The 17,269-nt window shown below is 39.2% G+C and carries 15 protein-coding genes; 5 read left to right on the top strand and 10 right to left on the bottom strand.

Going from position 1 to position 17,269, the window contains the following annotated elements; genetic code table 11:
- Positions 1-79 precede the first annotated feature (79 nt).
- Complete coding sequence (gene uvrA / locus BSEPE_RS01940) at positions 80-2,896, bottom strand: excinuclease ABC subunit UvrA (RefSeq protein WP_066043265.1); 2,817 nt, start codon at positions 2,894-2,896, stop codon at positions 80-82.
- A 78-nt stretch (positions 2,897-2,974) separates the two neighbouring features.
- On the opposite strand from uvrA, the gene pyrH reads away from it, so the two are divergent.
- Together pyrH and frr are read left to right on the top strand one after the other, a co-directional pair.
- Positions 2,975-3,688 (top strand): UMP kinase, encoded by a 714-nt coding sequence (gene pyrH / locus BSEPE_RS01935; protein WP_066046016.1) that lies wholly within the window; start codon positions 2,975-2,977, stop codon positions 3,686-3,688.
- Between the two features lie 13 nt (positions 3,689-3,701).
- Positions 3,702-4,259: a ribosome recycling factor gene (frr, locus tag BSEPE_RS01930; RefSeq protein WP_066043263.1), complete on the top strand. Its 558-nt coding sequence runs from the start codon at positions 3,702-3,704 to the stop codon at positions 4,257-4,259.
- Between the two features lie 73 nt (positions 4,260-4,332).
- On the opposite strand, the gene BSEPE_RS01925 is transcribed toward frr, so the two are convergent.
- Positions 4,333-4,743: a hypothetical protein gene (locus tag BSEPE_RS01925; RefSeq protein WP_066043261.1), complete on the bottom strand. Its 411-nt coding sequence runs from the start codon at positions 4,741-4,743 to the stop codon at positions 4,333-4,335.
- Between the two features lie 66 nt (positions 4,744-4,809).
- On the opposite strand from BSEPE_RS01925, the gene cmoB reads away from it, so the two are divergent.
- The 3 genes from cmoB (at position 4,810) to bioC (ending at position 7,613) form a co-directional block, all read left to right on the top strand.
- Positions 4,810-5,769: a tRNA 5-methoxyuridine(34)/uridine 5-oxyacetic acid(34) synthase CmoB gene (gene cmoB / locus BSEPE_RS01920; protein WP_066043259.1), complete on the top strand. Its 960-nt coding sequence runs from the start codon at positions 4,810-4,812 to the stop codon at positions 5,767-5,769.
- A 216-nt stretch (positions 5,770-5,985) separates the two neighbouring features.
- The gene (locus BSEPE_RS01915; RefSeq protein WP_066043257.1) at positions 5,986-6,840 is read left to right on the top strand and encodes a metal ABC transporter solute-binding protein, Zn/Mn family; all 855 of its coding nucleotides are present in this window, start codon (positions 5,986-5,988) and stop codon (positions 6,838-6,840) included.
- Positions 6,828-7,613 carry a malonyl-ACP O-methyltransferase BioC gene (bioC, locus tag BSEPE_RS01910; protein ID WP_066043255.1) on the top strand — a complete coding sequence of 262 codons (786 nt, stop codon included), beginning with the start codon at positions 6,828-6,830 and terminating at the stop codon, positions 7,611-7,613. Before BSEPE_RS01915 ends, bioC begins: the two co-directional genes overlap by 13 nt.
- On the opposite strand, the gene nuoN is transcribed toward bioC, so the two are convergent.
- The 8 genes from nuoN to nuoG are packed head-to-tail and all read right to left on the bottom strand — an operon-like array spanning position 7,599 to position 17,269.
- Positions 7,599-9,053, bottom strand: coding sequence for an NADH-quinone oxidoreductase subunit NuoN (gene nuoN / locus BSEPE_RS01905; RefSeq protein ID WP_066043254.1), 1,455 nt, complete (start codon positions 9,051-9,053; stop codon positions 7,599-7,601). The two genes, bioC and nuoN, sit on opposite strands and share 15 nt — an antisense overlap.
- On the bottom strand, positions 9,050-10,555 hold the full coding sequence (locus BSEPE_RS01900; protein ID WP_066043252.1) for an NADH-quinone oxidoreductase subunit M: 1,506 nt from the start codon (positions 10,553-10,555) through the stop codon (positions 9,050-9,052). The genes nuoN and BSEPE_RS01900 overlap by 4 nt, the downstream gene beginning before the upstream one ends.
- 2 nt (positions 10,556-10,557) lie before the next feature.
- Positions 10,558-12,519, bottom strand: coding sequence for an NADH-quinone oxidoreductase subunit L (gene nuoL, locus BSEPE_RS01895; protein WP_066043250.1), 1,962 nt, complete (start codon positions 12,517-12,519; stop codon positions 10,558-10,560).
- A gap of 3 nt (positions 12,520-12,522) precedes the next feature.
- On the bottom strand, positions 12,523-12,828 hold the full coding sequence (gene nuoK / locus BSEPE_RS01890) for an NADH-quinone oxidoreductase subunit NuoK (RefSeq protein WP_066046012.1): 306 nt from the start codon (positions 12,826-12,828) through the stop codon (positions 12,523-12,525).
- On the bottom strand, positions 12,821-13,438 hold the full coding sequence (locus BSEPE_RS01885) for an NADH-quinone oxidoreductase subunit J (protein WP_066043248.1): 618 nt from the start codon (positions 13,436-13,438) through the stop codon (positions 12,821-12,823). Before BSEPE_RS01885 ends, nuoK begins: the two co-directional genes overlap by 8 nt.
- Positions 13,439-13,446: 8 nt before the next feature.
- Positions 13,447-13,941: an NADH-quinone oxidoreductase subunit NuoI gene (gene nuoI / locus BSEPE_RS01880; protein WP_066043246.1), complete on the bottom strand. Its 495-nt coding sequence runs from the start codon at positions 13,939-13,941 to the stop codon at positions 13,447-13,449.
- Positions 13,942-13,958: 17 nt separating this feature from the next.
- Positions 13,959-15,023, bottom strand: coding sequence for an NADH-quinone oxidoreductase subunit NuoH (gene nuoH / locus BSEPE_RS01875; RefSeq protein WP_066043243.1), 1,065 nt, complete (start codon positions 15,021-15,023; stop codon positions 13,959-13,961).
- Positions 15,020-17,269 carry an NADH-quinone oxidoreductase subunit NuoG gene (nuoG, locus tag BSEPE_RS01870; RefSeq protein ID WP_066043241.1) on the bottom strand — a complete coding sequence of 750 codons (2,250 nt, stop codon included), beginning with the start codon at positions 17,267-17,269 and terminating at the stop codon, positions 15,020-15,022. The genes nuoH and nuoG overlap by 4 nt, the downstream gene beginning before the upstream one ends.

Here is a 17,269-nt window from a genome sequence, read left to right as displayed (position 1 = left end):
ATCAATCATTATAACAAACTTATAAGCCCGGCGTATAAGTTGCTACTTTATTTTTTTGTATTCCCGAAGTGGCGATCTCTTAAATCATTTCTTTCAAATATTGCCCTGTGTAAGAACCTTTAACCTCTGCAACTTCTTCTGGCGTACCAGTGGCAATGATATTGCCGCCTTTATCGCCACCTTCAGGGCCTAAATCTACAACCCAATCGGCAGTTTTAATAACATCAAGATTATGCTCAATAATAACAATCGTGTTTTCTCGTTCTCGCAAACGCATAATCACAGATAACAATTGTTTGATGTCGTGAAAATGTAGGCCAGTGGTTGGCTCATCAAGAATATAGAGTGTTTGTCCAGTGTCAGGCTTTGACAGTTCTTTGGCGAGTTTAATGCGTTGTGCTTCACCGCCTGAAAGCGTTGTAGCATTTTGTCCGAGGGTAATGTAGGATAAACCGACATCCATTAGGGTTTGCAGTTTCTGTTTAATTTTTGGAATGGGATCGAAAAATTTGACGGCGATTTCAACAGTCATATTTAATATTTCAGCAATCGTTTTTCCTTTATAGGTGATTTCCAAAGTTTCACGATTATAGCGGTCGCCGCTGCAAACATCACAAGGGACATAGATATCAGCTAAGAAATGCATTTCAACTTTAATCAAGCCATCGCCTTTACACGCCTCGCAGCGGCCACCTTTAACATTAAAACTGAAACGCCCTGCTTTATAGCCACGAGAACGGGCTTCTAAAGTTTGTGAAAATAAATCACGAATAAGAGTAAACACGCTCGTATAAGTGGCTGGGTTTGAACGAGGGGTGCGACCAATAGGGCTTTGGTCAATGTTGACAACTTTGTCGCAATATTCTAAACCCTCAATGGATTCATGTGGCGCGGGAACGATTTGCGAACGATTTAAACCTCTAGCAGCGAGCGAATACAGGGTGTCGTTAATCAGAGTGGATTTTCCCGAGCCCGAAACACCTGTAACGCAAGTCAGGACACCGATGGGGATAGCTAAGTCTACTTTATTAAGGTTGTTACCCGTTGCACCTTTGATGTGTAGCCAATCGGTTGCAGTTTTGCGTTGTTTTGGCACGGCAATGCTTTGACGACCGCTAATGTAGTCACCAGTGATAGATTTTGGATTTTCACTGATCTCTTGCGGGGTGCCAGTGGCAATAATTTCACCCCCATGAATGCCTGCGCCTGGTCCAATGTCGATAACAAAATCGGCTTGTTTAATAGCATCTTCATCGTGCTCAACGACAATCACAGTATTGCCTATATCACGGAGATAAATCAAAGTGTTTAAGAGTTTTTGATTGTCGCGTTGGTGCAAGCCGATTGAGGGCTCATCTAACACATATAGCACACCCATCAGTCCTGCACCAATCTGACTGGCAAGACGAATGCGTTGTGCTTCTCCACCTGACAAAGTACCTGAACGGCGCTCTAAACTGAGATATTCTAAACCAACATTAAGTAAAAATTCTAAGCGTTGAATGATTTCTTTTAGGATTTTTTCGGCAATCTCACCTCGTACACCATCTAGTTTTAAATGTTTGAAAAAATCATGGCTATTAGCAATAGAGAGTTTACTGATATCGGATAAATTATATTCGCCGATAAAAACATTTCTGGCAGATTCATTTAAACGACTACCGTTACAACTGCCACAATTTTTACTAACCACATAACGAGATAATTCTTCACGCACGGAACGGATTTCACTTTCTTCGTAGCGACGCATCATTCTTGGAATCACACCTTCAAAGGGTTTGGCTTTGTTTGACCAGCCTTTGCGTCCTTTGATTTTTGAAAAGTCAATTTCGTCGTTACCACTACCGTGGAGGATGATTTTTTGATGTTTCTCACTAAGTTCTTCGTAAGGGGTATCAACGCTAAAACCGTAATGTTGCCCGACTAGAAATAAGATTTGGTAGAAATAAGCATTTGAGCGACCCCAACCGTAAATTGCACCTTCGGCAAGACTGGCAGTTGGATTGCTAACGACTTTGTGGTCATCAAAAATCTCTTTAATACCCAAACCATCGCAACTTTGACAAGCGCCAACTGGATTGTTAAACGAAAATAATCTTGGCTCTAATTCAGTTAAAGAGTAGCCACATTCAGTGCACGAAAATTTAGCAGAAAATACCAATTCTTCTTGCCTTGAATCCAATTCTATGGCTGCAATTCTAACCAATCCTGCACTCAAATTTAAAGCGGTCTCTAGGGATTCAGATAGGCGAGAAGCAATGTCTTTACGGATTTTTAAACGGTCAATCACAATCTCAATAGTATGATGAGTTTTACCTTCTAATTCTTGCATATCATCTAAATAGACAATCTCACCATCGACTCTGGCACGCAAAAAACCCTGGTGAGAAAGTTCTTCTAACATTTTGACATGACTGCCCTTGCGGTTTTGCACCACAGGGGCTAATATCATAATTTTTTCACCTTCTGACAATGCCATAATACTGTCCACCATTTGCGAAATAGTTTGTGAGACTAAATCAATGCCATGCTTTGGACACTTTGGCAAACCAACGCGAGCGAAGAGCAGTCGCAAATAATCGTAGATTTCTGTGATGGTACCTACGGTTGAGCGCGGATTGTGAGAAGTGGCTTTTTGCTCTATGGAAATGGCAGGGGATAAACCTTCAATATGATCAACATCTGGTTTTTCCATTAACGATAAAAACTGTCTGGCATAGGCAGATAATGATTCTACATAACGACGCTGTCCTTCGGCATAAATGGTATCAAATGCAAGTGAGGACTTGCCTGATCCGGACAAACCTGTAATAACAACCAGTTTATTTCTAGGAATATCAATATCGATATTTTTTAGATTATGAACGCGTGCGCCGCGTATGCTAATTTGATCCATAATTTTATGTCAGACAAAGGGTTAATTATAACGCTCATACACGGTAAAATCACTAATAATTTAAGCACTATTAAAATTATGAGTAAATATAAACGCATTTTATTAAAATTAAGTGGTGAAGCCCTTGCCACTAACAGTAATACCATTGACCCAGATACGCTTAACCAAGTAGTTAATATTATTAAATCGGCGCTTGCGAAAAAAGTAGAGGTGGGTATTGTTGTTGGTGGTGGCAACATCTTTAGAGGGGCGGCACTGGCAGAAGTAGGTATGAACCGTGTCACTGGTGACCATATGGGCATGCTAGCAACCGTGATTAATGCTTTGGCAATTTCTGATGCTTGTAAGCGTGTGGGTATTGATGCATTGGTCATGTCGGGCTTTCCAATTGGTGGTGGTGTCTGTGACCCTGTTGACCACAATAAAGCCAAACAAGCTTTAACTGAAGGCAAGGTTGTGATATTCTCAGCAGGCACAGGATCGCCGTGCTTCACAACAGACACAGGTGCAGTATTGCGTGGTATTGAAATTCAGGCGGATATTGTCTTTAAAGCCACTAAAGTCGATGGTGTTTACACGGCTGACCCGACCAAAGACCCAAGTGCAACGCGTTATAAAACACTGAGCTTTAATGAGGCAATTGAGAAAAACCTACAGATTATGGACACGGCAGCGTTTGCCTTATGTCGTGAACATAATTTAGATATTTGTGTATTTAGTATGCTCGAAAATCCGAATACTTTATCTGATATTTTGGACGGAAAGCCATCTGGCACTATTGTCAGTCAATAATAAGGAGTTAATTATGTTAAATGAAATTCAAAAAGATGCTGACGAGCGTATGACAAAAAGCCTTGCCTCGTTAGAGAATCATTTCAGTAAAATTAGAGCGGGTCGTGCACACCCTTCTTTGCTTGAGCAAATTCAAATTGATTATTATGGCTCCATGGTACCGATTTCACAGGTTGCCAATGTTTCTGCAGAAGATTCTCGTACGCTGAAAGTCTCCCCTTGGGAAAAAGAGATGGTTGCAGTAATTGAGAGGGCAATTATGACTTCTGATTTAGGTTTAAACCCACAAACAGTTGGTCAGGTGATGCGTATTCCGTTGCCGCCATTGACCGAAGAGCGTCGTCGTGAATTGGTGCGTGTGGTCAAAGATGAGGCTGAACAGGCAAAAGTTTCGGTGCGTAATATTCGCCGTGATGCAAATTCTGATTTTAAAGAATTATTAAAAAACAAAGAAGTATCAGAAGATGATGCGCGCAAAGCGGAAGAAAATGTGCAAAAAATGACAGACAGTCACATTAAATCTATTGATGAAAAGTTAACTGAAAAAGAAAATTTATTGCTTGAGATTTAATAATGAGGCTGTTGAATGCAATAAAAAAAGCCCCGCAAATGCGGGGCTTTTTTTATTATGTGTTAATTAACTATTAGCCACCATTTTTAGCAACACACTCAAAGTATGCGTCCCATCTCTTAGGAGAAAACTCTGTTCCGTTGCTCTCAATTGGACCTGTGTTATATAAATTACCGGCTGCCTGCGCTCTTCTAAATATAGCAATATTACTTTCTTTTAAGCCAATTTTTTCTTGACAAATAATGTGTGCAGCAACAGAAACGGACTTTCCACCAACGCTTAACTTTAATGTTTCGGCAGGCTGATTACCAACAGAGGTCTCTGAACTTGGCGCCATTACTTCTGAACTTGGCGCCATTACTTCTGAACTTGGCGCCATTGTCTCTAGTGATTCAATTGGGCCTGTGTCACGGTCGTCGCCACCAGCAATTACACCCATTGTTAAAGTCATTATCGCTGCAAAAGTTACTGTATTTTTCATCATTTTATTTCTCCAGATTAATTTAAAATTGTATTTATATTACTGCATTTTATATTACTATAAAGATTTATGATTAATAATTTTAAAAAACAATGTGCGCAATCAAAATTATCAGCAATTTGTGCGCAACTTACTGATCTTTCAAACACAGCATTTGGGGTCAATAATGGCAATATCCCTAAGTGGGAAGCGGCAATTGATGTCATTCAACAACACCCAAAAGGTACTGCCAATTATCAAACACCTTATTTAAATATTACCAGCAAAAATGGCAATATTGATACTTTACGACAATCTTTAAAATTACTAATGCCTTGGCGAAAAGGTCCTTATCAAATTGGGGCGTTACAATTAGACAGCGAATGGCGAGGTGATATGAAATGGGACAGGGTGCTGCCACATATTCGATCACTTCAAGGGAAATGCGTATTAGATGTGGGTTCGGGTAATGGTTATTTCACTTACTTGATGGCACTTGAAGGGGCAGAGATTGCACTGGGGATTGAACCTTTTTTGTTGTTTAATTATCAGTTTAATGCCATTCGTATGCTAATGAAAAATCCACCAAATGCATTTGTGTTACCACTCAAGTTAGAGCAGATGCCTGCCGAAGCCTTATTTGATACGGTGTTTTCGATGGGGGTGTTGTATCATCAAAGAGACCATTTTATGCATTTGCAACAACTCAAAGATGTATTAGTAGACGGTGGTGAATTAATTTTAGAAACCTTAACTATTGACGAACAACACGGTGAACAGATTATTCCCAAAAACCGTTATGCAAGAATGCGTAATGTATGGTGTTTGCCATCAACTAAAACTTTGTACGGCTGGTTAAAGTCTACAGGATTTCAAAACATAAAACTGGTAAATGTTACACAAACAACAACAGATGAACAACGAGCGACACATTGGATTGGTGATAACACACAATCACTATCAGATTTTTTAGACCCAAACGATAATAATTTAACGATTGAAGGTTTGCCAGCACCAAGGCGGGCAATTTTTATTTGTCAAAAAAAATAACTGGGACTGTATAATCACTCCTATTTATGCAAAAGTCTCATAGTGAGACCTTTGCATAAATAGGGGTGATTAGCAAAATTCAATTTTTGCCCAATTGGTGATTTTCTTAAACCCAGTCCTAGCAGGGCTAAGGCAGGGTTTAAAAAATTTCCAAGTGGGTGAAAAGTGGATTTTTGATGATTATTCATATTTATGCAAAGGTCTCATAATATATTAATGAAAAAAACTCTCTTCTTTATTTTATTTAGCAGTCCGATTTTTGCAGCGCCGAATGTGGTCGTTAGCATTAAACCTATCCACTCGATTGTTAGTAATATCACTCAAGGTGTCACTACACCAAAGTTGCTAATAAAAGACAGTCAATCACCTCATTATTTCCATCTAAAACCATCACAAATATCTTTAGTGAATCAAGCAGATTTACTTATTTCCGTACATCCAAATATTGAGGAGGGGATTGCTAAAATACTTAATAATATTGATATTCAGCATAAATTATATGTTATTGAAAAATCAGATCAGCAGCACCATAATGTGCATCAAGAACATCAGAATAATGCCCAAGATTATCATATTTGGCTGAATATTGATGCCATACAAAAATTTTCAATAAAACTAACCAATAAATTAATTGCCATTGATGCTGACAACCGCTTAACTTATCAATCTAACTTATTGGCATTCAACAAAAAATTAGACACGCTTAAAAAACACATCAAAAAACAACTTCTGCCTTATAGAAAAACCCCTATGGTTACTTATTCAAACGCATTTTGGTATTTTATACAAGCAAATCAACTTAACGCACTTGCAAGAGTTGTGGAGGATCATGAATTAAAGCCAAGCGTCAAAAATATTTTAAATGCCAGAAAAACCATTCGCTCTACAAGTGCTCAATGCTTAATATCAACCATAGAAATCACGCCCAAAAGAGTGCGCAATATTATTGAAAATCTTGACATTAAACACAGAAGCGTTGATATTATTGGCTTTAAACAAACTCAAGGCGTTTTACAATATCCTGCCTTAATGCAAAATATTGCCGATGCGTTTGAAAAGTGTCTAAAGTAAGACTGGCATTCAACAAGGCATCATCTCAATATGATGAGTATGCATTTCTACAAAAAGAAATTGCCACACGCCTCGATGCAAAACTAGAGGTAATTTCCAGTAACACTGATGTTATCTTGGATTTGGGTGCGGGTACTGGTCTATTGTCCCAATCTTTATTACAACGCTTTCCAAATTCAAAAATTATCTGCTTAGATTTTGCGCAAGAATCCCTTAAAAATAATCCATCAGCGTACAAACTATGCGCTGATGCTAACCACCTACCTTTAGCGGACAATAGTGTTAATGTTATTGTTTCCAATTTAATGATGCAATGGTGTCCTAATCTCAATCAACTATTCATCGAGTGTCATCGAGTGTTAAAAAATAATGGACTAATGCTATTTTCCACTTTTGGTCCTGATACACTTAAAGAGTTGAAGAAGAGTTGGGCAGTGGTTGACAATGAAACACATGTTAATATCTTTACTGATATGCACGATATCGGTGACCAACTATTGCAAAGTGGCTTTCAATCGCCAGTAATGGAAATGGAAAAATTAACCCTAACCTATCAAACTGTCACGGATTTATTAAAAGACCTAAAAGCCATCGGTGCACAAACTGTCAGTACCCGTTCTAAATCATTGACAGGTAAGGACAAATTCCAATCAATGATTAAAATGTATGAATCTTACCGCCAAGATGGCAAACTACCTGCCACTTATGAAGTGATTTACGGACATGCTTGGAAAAAGATAAATGAACTTGGTATCGAATTAGAACAAGGATAGTGCCAACTTCATCCAAAAATCTGGAAACAAACCCACTACCAAAATTAATACAGCATTAATAGATAAAACCAACTTCATATCCATTGGTGCGTTCACTGTTATTTCTTTATCACCATCTTCAAAATACATTGATTTAATAATCTGCAAGTAGTAATAAGCGCTAATAACAGCAAAAATAACAGCGATGATTGCTACTGTAATCATACCGCTAGACACCACTTGTTGTAAAACGAATAATTTTGCATAGAAGCCGATAAATGGTGGTACACCTGCCATTGACAACATAATCACTAACATCATTAAAGCAAACCAAGGCGAATGACTGCTCAGCCCTTTATAATCGCTGATTAAATCCGCTTCAAAGCCTTTTTTGTTAAGTAAGATAATAACACCAAATGCGGCTAAACTCATTAACACATAAACCAAGGTGTAAAATACTGCCGCACCATAACCTGTAATCACGCCAGTCACAAAACCCAGTAAAACATAACCAATATGTGAGATAGTTGAATATGCCAGCATGCGTTTGATGTTTTTTTGCATTAAAGCAACGACAGAACCGAGTGCAATAGACAAGACTGCCAGCACCATAAATAGATCTGACCAATACGGTTGCATTGCACCTAAGCCATCAATCAACAAACGCACTAGCATTGCGACAGCAGCCAATTTTGGTACCGTTGAAATGAACATTGTGACTGAAGTTGGCGCACCTTGATACACATCTGGCACCCACATATGGAATGGCACAGCGCCAAGTTTAAAGGCAATGCCAATCACCAAGAACACCAATCCAAAGTTTAGAATTAATAATTCTCTTGACGCCAACGAAGCACCGTTGGCAAAGGTAGCAATTTCACTAATGCTGAGACTGCCACTAATGCCGTAAATCATACTCATACCGTATAATAACAAGCCTGATGCAATCGCACCTAAGATAAAATATTTTAATGCCGCTTCAATCGCACTGGCCCTGTTACGAGCAATGGCAATCAGCGTGTAAAGTGATAACGATAAGATTTCCAAACCTAAATACAAGGTCAATAAACTATAACCCGATACCATTACCATCATGCCTAATATTGAGAGCAAAACTAAGACAAAATATTCGCCTTTAAATAAGGCGTGTTGCGTCAAGTAATGGCGTGAATAGACCATTGCCACCATCGCCGAGCCCATCATAAAGACCTTGAATACGGACGCCATATCGTCCAATATAAATGAGTTACTAAAGATGATAGTTTCTGGGTGTCCGATTAAATTGAATGCCAATACACCTGTAACAAACAAACTGATTTGTGTCAGATAATAAGTAACTTGCTTGAATGGCTTGGTTAAAAACAAATCTAACAACAAGACAATAACAATTGCACTTAATAAAAATATTTCTGGCATTGCCACCAGAAGCGAAGAAGTATCAAATTGAAATGTATTTATCATAATTTAGAAGTAAGTGCTTGCTGTAATAAATGGTTGACTGAGGTATGTATCACATCAATCACTGGCTGCGGATATAAACCCATCACTAAGACTGCAATCGCCAAAGTTGCCAAAATAAAGAATTCACGAACATTGATATCGTTCAATGTTGCTACCGCTGGATTGGTGATTTTTCCCCAGAACACTCGTTTAACCATCCATAGAGTATAGGCCGCACCAACGATAAGTGTGCTCGCCGCTAATACTGCATACCAAATATTAGCCTGCACAGCACCCAAGATAACCATAAATTCACCAACGAAGCCTGAAGTACCAGGTAAACCTGCATTTGCCATCGCAAACAACACTGCAAACCCCGTGAATTTAGGCATAGAATTAATCACACCGCCATAGGTTGAAATCTCTCTTGAGTGTAAGCGGTCATACAACACACCCACCACAAGGAACATTGCCGCTGAGATAAAGCCGTGTGAAATCATTTGCACCATTGCACCTTCGAGGCCCAATAAGGCAGCCTCTGCATGACCAGGCTGATAGGACAAGAACAAAGTGAATACACCTAAAGTTACAAAACCCATATGTGAGATTGAAGAATAAGCAATCAGTTTTTTCATATCTCGTTGTACCAATGCCACGAAACCAATATAAACAATTGCGGTCAATGATAGGGCAATAATCACCTCTGAAAACTGTAAAGATGCGTCAGGCGTAATCGGTAATGAAAAACGAAAAAAGCCGTAACCGCCCATTTTCAACATAATCGCCGCCAAGATAACTGAGCCACCTGTTGGCGCTTGCACATGCGCATCTGGCAACCAAGTGTGCACTGGGAACATTGGCACTTTGACTGCAAATGCCATAAAGAACGCCCAGAAAATCCATGCCTGTTCAGTGGCACTTAAACTTAAATTGTGCATGTCTAAGATTGAGAATGAACCACCTTTGTTGTGCATATAAATCATTGACACCAGCATAAATACCGAACCAAGAAAAGTATATAAGAAGAATTTAATAGCGGCATAAACACGATTATCACCACCCCAAATACCAACAATCAATAACATTGGAATTAACGACGCTTCCCAAAATGCGTAGAATAAAATCGCGTCAAGTGATGAAAATACACCAATAATCAAACCTTCCATTATTAAAAACGCTGCCATATAATGGGCAGTGCGTTTTTTAATCGCCTCCCAACCTGCAGCAATAACCAAAATGGTTGAAAAAGTGGTTAGAATAATCAGTGGCATAGAAATACCATCAACGCCTAAATGGTAGTAAATATTAAATTGTGAAATCCAAGAACTTTTCTCAACAAACTGCATAAGGTGCGTTGATGAATCGAAACCTGTCCATAGACTGATCGACATTACAAACACCAAAATTGAAATGGACAAACTCGCCCAACGAGCCGTTGTTGCACGCTCGTTACCCAACAGGATAACCAGTCCACCACCAAGAATTGGCAACCAAATTAATAAACTAAGTAAAGTACTCTCCATAATCAAATCTCAAGTAATGGCGTGTCACCAAAGAACAACACCCAAGTTAAAATAATTAACAAACTAAAAATCATAAAAAAGGCATAGTGATAAACATAGCCTGTTTGAATTGGGCGAACCATTGAACCAATAAAACCAACAAATCTGGCGCTACCGTTCACTAAGAATGCGTCAATAATAGTGGAATCTGACACTTTCCATAAAACATTGCCGAGTTGTTTAATGCCGTTAACAAATATAATGTCATTAAAACGGTCAAAACCATATAGTGATTTCAACACATAATCAATGGCTGAGAATTTTTTCTGTACCCAGTCTGCCCACTCAGTTCGATACAGCGAGAATACCCATGCCGCAACAATACCGCCAACCATCATCCAGAATGGTAGCGTCTGCACTGCATGGGAAATCATTGCCAAGGCACCGTGGAATTCATAACTAAGTTCACTCATTGAAGGGTGGTTTTCGGTAACGGTAATTGCATTATCTAACCAACCTTGGAACAACATTGGTTCAATGGTAAAGTAACCGATCACTGCCGAAGGGATTGCCAGTATTATTAACGGAAATGTAATTGATAGCGGCGATTCACGCAAGTGTTCTTTGGTATGGTGGTCAACACGAGACTCGCCGTGAAAGACCAAAAAGAACATTCTAAATGAATAAAAAGCGGTAATAAAAACGCCAGCAATCACCGCATAATAAACCCAATCTGCAAATGGTAGATTAGAAAAATGTACCGCTTCAATAATCATATCTTTTGAATAAAAACCTGAAAAACCCGGAAAACCAATCAGCGCTAAAGTGCCAATCAAAGCGGTTATATAAGTAATTGGTAGATATTTTTTCAGTCCGCCCATTTTACGAATGTCTTGCTCATGATGCATTGCCACAATCACCGAACCTGCACCTAAGAACAATAACGCCTTAAAAAACGCATGTGTCATCAAGTGGAAAATTGCCACCGAATACGCACTCACACCCAAAGCAACGGTCATATAACCAAGTTGCGAAAGGGTTGAATAAGCCACCACTTTCTTAATATCGTTTTGCACAATACCCAGTAAACCCATAAACAAGGCAGTAGTCGCACCAATCACCATAATCACCGTCAATGCCACATCACTCATTTCAAACATGGGTGACATACGAGAGACCATAAAGATACCTGCAGTTACCATTGTTGCTGCGTGAATCAAAGCGGAGATTGGCGTTGGGCCCTCCATTGAGCCTGGTAACCAAACATGCAATGGCACTTGTGCCGATTTACCCATCGCGCCAACAAACAACAATAGGCAAATTACTGTGATTAAATCCGCACCCCAAAGTGTTTCTCCGACTGTCTTATCGAGACTGTTGAAGACTTCCATATAATCCAAAGAACCGCTAAATGCCAAGACTAAGCCAATACCTAACAAGAAGCCAAAGTCGCCAACACGATTAACTAAAAAAGCCTTAAGATTAGCCTCAACTGCACTCTCTTTATGGTGCCAAAAACCAATCAATAAGTAAGAAACTAAGCCTACAGCTTCCCAACCGAAGAACAATTGCATAAAGTTATTGCTCATCACCAGCATAAACATTGAGAAAGTGAACAGCGAAATATAACTGAAGAACTTAGTGTAATCCTTGTCATCATCCATATAGCCAATAGTGTAGATATGTACCATTAGCGAGACGAACGACACCACGACTAGCATCACAGCTGTCAAATTATCAACCAGAAAACCAACGCTGATATTAAGACCGCCAATTTGCATCCAAGTATAAAGATTTTGATTGAAAATTGCACCTTTTTGCAAGACATGCGCATCAAACACCATTAACGCTAATACCGTAGAAACCAACACACCTAAAATCGTAATGGTATGTGTTGCATTACGCCCCAACGCCCTACCAAAGAAGCCAGCAATAATAGCACCAACCAAAGGTGCGAGTGCGAGTGTTAAATAGAGTTTTTCCATATCTTAACCCTTCAAACTATTAGTAACATCAACATTAATAGAACCTTTATTTCTGAACAATAAAGTTAGAATTGCAAGTCCAATAGCAACTTCCGCTGCTGCCACTGTCAAAATAAAGAAAACGAAAATCTGCCCTGCTTCATTGCCCAAGAAATAAGAGAAAGCAATAAAGTTAGTGTTCACTGCCACCAAAATCAATTCAACACACATTAGCAAAGTAATGATATTGGTTCTGTTAACAAAGATACCGACTAAACCAATACAGAAAATAATGGCACTTAGAATTAAATAATCACTCAAACTAATCATCATTTTTTCTCCTCTGTGACGTAGTAATTGAAACCAAACGCATCCTGTCTTTGGCTTGCACTTTGACTTGCTCGGCAATATTTTGAGTCTTACGATTGACTTCTTTGCGATGCACTAAAGTAATGGCCGCAATAATCGCAATTAACAACAACACCGCTGCCAACTCAAATGGATAAACATAATCGGTATAAAGTTGCAATGCCAACACAGTGATATTACTGTAATCTGCTGCGTGCCTTGCTGGTGCTGCCACTACGGCTAAACCAAATTGATTGCCGCCTAATACCAAAGTCATTTCGGCAACAATAATGGCTGCTACAATTAAACCAAGTGGTAGATAACCTGCAAATTTTGCTCGCAAAGTGGATTTGTCAATATTCAACATCTTAATGACGAATAAAAATAACACCATTACTGCACCGACATAAACCAATATCAAGGTAATTGCCAAGAATTCTGCCTCAAGTAAAATCCAAATACTGGCTGCTGAGAAGAAAGCCAAAATCAGAAATAGCACGGCTTTCGCTGCATTACGCGAGAATATCATTGCCAATGAACTGGCAATAAACCAAAACCCAAAAACATAAAATAATATTTGATCAAATGTCATATTTATCCCTATCTATACTGAGCATCTTCTGCTTTAGCAGCGCTAATTTCTTTTTCATTCTTATCACCAATTTCTAATAAGTGTACCTTGTCAACAATACTACCCTCTCTTGAACCTACAAAGGCATAATCAAAAATTTGCGTCTCAACAATTGCGTCAACAGGGCAAGCTTCTTCGCAAAAACCACAAAAAATACATTTAAACAAATCGATGTCATACTGCGTGGTACGACGCGAGCCATCTTCACGCATTTCCGATTCTATGGTAATTGCATTCGCTGGACAAACTGCCTCACACAACTTACAGGCAATACACCGTTCTTCGCCATTTGGGTAACGACGCAACGCGTGTAAACCTCTAAAACGCGGTGAAATTGGCGTTCTTTCCTCTGGGAATTGCACCGTAATTTTCTTATTGACCATCTCCTTGGCGGTAATTTTCATACCGCTGCGTAATTCAGCAAGGCTAAAATCTTTTACTAATTTTCTAATATTATTAATCATAATTATACAAAGCCCCGCTAAAACCAAGGTCCTATTTTAAGTTGTGTCATTAATGCGACCACAAAAATCCAAGCGATGGTCCATGGTAGGAAAACTTTCCAAGAAAGGCGCATAATTTGATCATAACGAAAACGAGGAAAAGTTGCACGCACCCATAAATACAAAAACATAAAGAAAGTGGTTTTTGTCAATAGCCAAATAATACCTGGCACCCAAGTAAAGCCTGCCTCTAAATAAGCGATACCCTCAAATGGTGAATGCCAGCCACCAAAAAACAAGATAACCGCCAACACAGCCATAAAAATCATATTTGCGTATTCTGCCAAGAAGAATACCGCAAAAGTCATCCCTGAATACTCAACATGCGTACCGCCGACAATTTCTGATTCACCTTCTACTACATCAAATGGCGCGCGATTGGTTTCCACCAAGGCTGAGATGAAAAAGATAATCATCATTGGGAATAATGGAATCCAATACCAATTTAAGATACCGCCCTTTTGTGCCATTACAATATCATTCAAGTTTACACTACCTGCAATCATCACTACCGTTACCAAAGCAAAACCAATCACAATTTCATAAGAAACCAACAATGAAGCACTACGCAATGCACCTAACAATGGGTACTTAGAGTTAGATGCCCAACCTGCCAAAATAATACCGTAAACACCAATCGAACCGATTGCCATTACATATAACAAACTAATGTCTAAATTTGCAACATACATCCCTTCGTCAAAAGGAATAACTGCCCATATCGCAATCGCAGGTGCAATTGCCAATACGGGCGCCAATAAGAATAAGTAAATATTCGCCTTAGTTGGGAAAATAATCTCCTTGGTCATTAACTTCAACGCATCCGCAATTGGTTGTAACCAGCCTTTTGGTCCGACACGGTTAGGTCCGATGCGTAATTGCATATAACCAATCACTTTGCGTTCTGCATAAGTGAAATAAGCCACTACCAGCATCAATGGACCCACCAAAGCAATGGCTTTAATCAAAATAATCAAAACAGTCGCAATTGCACCATCAAACCAAGGGATTAATTCATGTATCCATAACCAAAAATCTGTCATGATTGCACTCCCGTTGCTTGATTTGCATTCACAAAAACACAATTATTAGCCACTGAATCATTGATAACCACTGGCACACCTAAATATTTATCCTCTTTGATTTCTAGTTTTTTCGCTGTGGATTGGTTCATGGAAGCACTGTGTATTTGACCAATTGTGGTCGCTTGCAATGACTTCGCATGCCTTGATAGTGCATCAACCGCATAAGGAGAGTGCTGCCAAATCACATTGATACCGCGTTTAGCTGTAATGTCAATATTGCTAGTGGACAGGTTGTGCTTATGATTTTGGTGTGAAATGTCATCCATAACCTGCGTGGAATTAGCAAAGTGAAAGCCTGGTAATTCTAATAAATCTGCCAATACTTTTAACACTTTCCAAGCTGGCTTGGCGTCACCTGGTGCACTAACCGCTGCTGAAAATGATTGCATACTACCTTCAACATTAACATGTGAACCTGAAGTTTCGTAGAACGCTGCAATTGGCAATAATACATTTGAATATGTTGTTACAGCCTCATCTTTGAAGCTGTTCATAGAAATTACAAAAGTGTCTTTCTTACTTAGCGCCTTAATAGCATCAACCGAATGATGAAAATCATACTGCGGATAAACCTCTAATAAAATATACGCCTTTAAATCTGCTGCCAACATCGCATTGGCGTTCAATCCAGACGGACCCGGCATAAAACCCGTCGCTATAGCTGCATTTGAATTTGCAGTTACACTAAGGTTAAGCGTCGTAGAATTTGTTTCATGTGCAATTTTACTCACTAAAGCTGAAATACTGGCTGCTTGTGGATTGTTAAGTATATGCTCACCTAAAACGATGACCGAATTATCTGTGTCTGATAATTTATCTGCCATTTGTTTGGCTACATCACTCACTTTAACTTTTTCTAAATATTCTGGCACTTCACTTTGTGTTGCTTCTAAAACTGATTTTAATATTTCTGCTAACATTGCTGCCATTTGGTTAGGTGCAACGATATTTTCACTGTTTAAACGATAATTAAAGTCAAATGGCATTATATTCATCACATCAATACTGGCACCTGCTAAATACGCCTTACGCAGCCGATGATTAATCATCGGCTGTTCTAATCGTGGATTAGAAGCGATAAGCAATGCATGCTCAACCCCCTCCAATCCTGCCAACTTAATGTTAGATTTCAAGGCAATTGTATTGTCTAGATCTTTGACATTCAGACGATGGTCAATGTTTTCAGAGCCTACTGCTCTGATTATTTTTTGCAACAAATGGAATTCTTCAAGTGTTGCTGTATTTGAGGCCAATGCACCTAACTTACTGGCTTGTTTAGTGTTTAATATATTATTTACCAAGCCACGCACAGCAAAATCAAGTGCCGTATTCCAATCAGTTTCCTGCCAACTACCGCCCATCTTAATTTGTGGCTTAAGCAGCCTGTTTTCATGTGTCAAGCCTTCATAAGAAAAACGGTCTCTATCAGAAATCCAAGTCTCATTTATTTTGTCATTATCCTTAGCAACAATGCGTTTAACTTTGCCCTTATAAGTCTGTGCATAAAGGTTAGAGCCTACCAAATCATGGCGTGCAACATTCGCAATAGAATTCATCTGCCATGACCTTAACGCATAACGGAACGGCTTAGAAGTCAATGCACCCACTGGACACACATCAATCATATTACCTGAAAGTTCTGATTGAATACCTTTATTTAAAAACGGTTCAATCTTCATCTGCTCACCACGACCGGTGCCGCCCATTTCCATAATGCCGCCAATCTCAGCACCAAAACGCACACAACGCGTACAGTGAATACAACGCGTCATATCTGTCTGAATTAATGGTCCAATATCGCCATCAACGACAACACGCTTCCCCTCAGTAAAACGCGACACATCTGAGCCATAACCCATTGCTACATCTTGTAATTCACACTCACCACCTTGGTCACAAATCGGACAATCCAAAGGATGATTGATGAGTAAAAATTCCATCACCGCTTTCTGCGAGGTTTTGGCTTTTTCATTTTTCGTGTGGACTTTCATACCTTCGTTCACTGGCGTAGAGCAGGCTGGTTGTGGTTTTGGTGCACCTTCAACATCCACTAAGCACATACGACAATTTGCCGCCACTGAGAGTTTCTTATGGTAGCAAAATCTTGGCACAGAAATACCTTCTCTGTCGGTCACAGAAATAAGCATTTCGCCTGCATTAGCGTTGACTAAATTACCATCAATTTCAATTTCAAAATCAGCCAT

The sequence above is a fragment of the endosymbiont of Bathymodiolus septemdierum str. Myojin knoll genome (genome assembly GCF_001547755.1).
Lineage (GTDB): Bacteria > Pseudomonadota > Gammaproteobacteria > PS1 > Pseudothioglobaceae > Thiodubiliella.
Note: the sequence above shows the minus strand (reverse complement) of the source record. Positions and strands in the feature narration are given on the sequence as shown.

Bases quoted from the DNA above. Each gene is read 5' to 3' on its own strand.
- uvrA (WP_066043265.1), bottom strand. From the start codon at position 2,896: ATGGATCAAATTAGCATACGCGGCGCACGCGTTCATAATCTAAAAAAT.
- pyrH (WP_066046016.1), top strand. From the start codon at position 2,975: ATGAGTAAATATAAACGCATTTTATTAAAATTAAGTGGTGAAGCCCTT.
- frr (WP_066043263.1), top strand. From the start codon at position 3,702: ATGTTAAATGAAATTCAAAAAGATGCTGACGAGCGTATGACAAAAAGC.
- BSEPE_RS01925 (WP_066043261.1), bottom strand. From the start codon at position 4,743: ATGATGAAAAATACAGTAACTTTTGCAGCGATAATGACTTTAACAATG.
- cmoB (WP_066043259.1), top strand. From the start codon at position 4,810: ATGATTAATAATTTTAAAAAACAATGTGCGCAATCAAAATTATCAGCA.
- BSEPE_RS01915 (WP_066043257.1), top strand. From the start codon at position 5,986: ATGAAAAAAACTCTCTTCTTTATTTTATTTAGCAGTCCGATTTTTGCA.
- nuoN (WP_066043254.1), bottom strand. From the start codon at position 9,053: ATGATAAATACATTTCAATTTGATACTTCTTCGCTTCTGGTGGCAATG.
- BSEPE_RS01900 (WP_066043252.1), bottom strand. From the start codon at position 10,555: ATGGAGAGTACTTTACTTAGTTTATTAATTTGGTTGCCAATTCTTGGT.
- nuoL (WP_066043250.1), bottom strand. From the start codon at position 12,519: ATGGAAAAACTCTATTTAACACTCGCACTCGCACCTTTGGTTGGTGCT.
- nuoK (WP_066046012.1), bottom strand. From the start codon at position 12,828: ATGATTAGTTTGAGTGATTATTTAATTCTAAGTGCCATTATTTTCTGT.
- BSEPE_RS01885 (WP_066043248.1), bottom strand. From the start codon at position 13,438: ATGACATTTGATCAAATATTATTTTATGTTTTTGGGTTTTGGTTTATT.
- nuoI (WP_066043246.1), bottom strand. From the start codon at position 13,941: ATGATTAATAATATTAGAAAATTAGTAAAAGATTTTAGCCTTGCTGAA.
- nuoH (WP_066043243.1), bottom strand. From the start codon at position 15,023: ATGACAGATTTTTGGTTATGGATACATGAATTAATCCCTTGGTTTGAT.
- nuoG (WP_066043241.1), bottom strand. From the start codon at position 17,269: ATGGCTGATTTTGAAATTGAAATTGATGGTAATTTAGTCAACGCTAAT.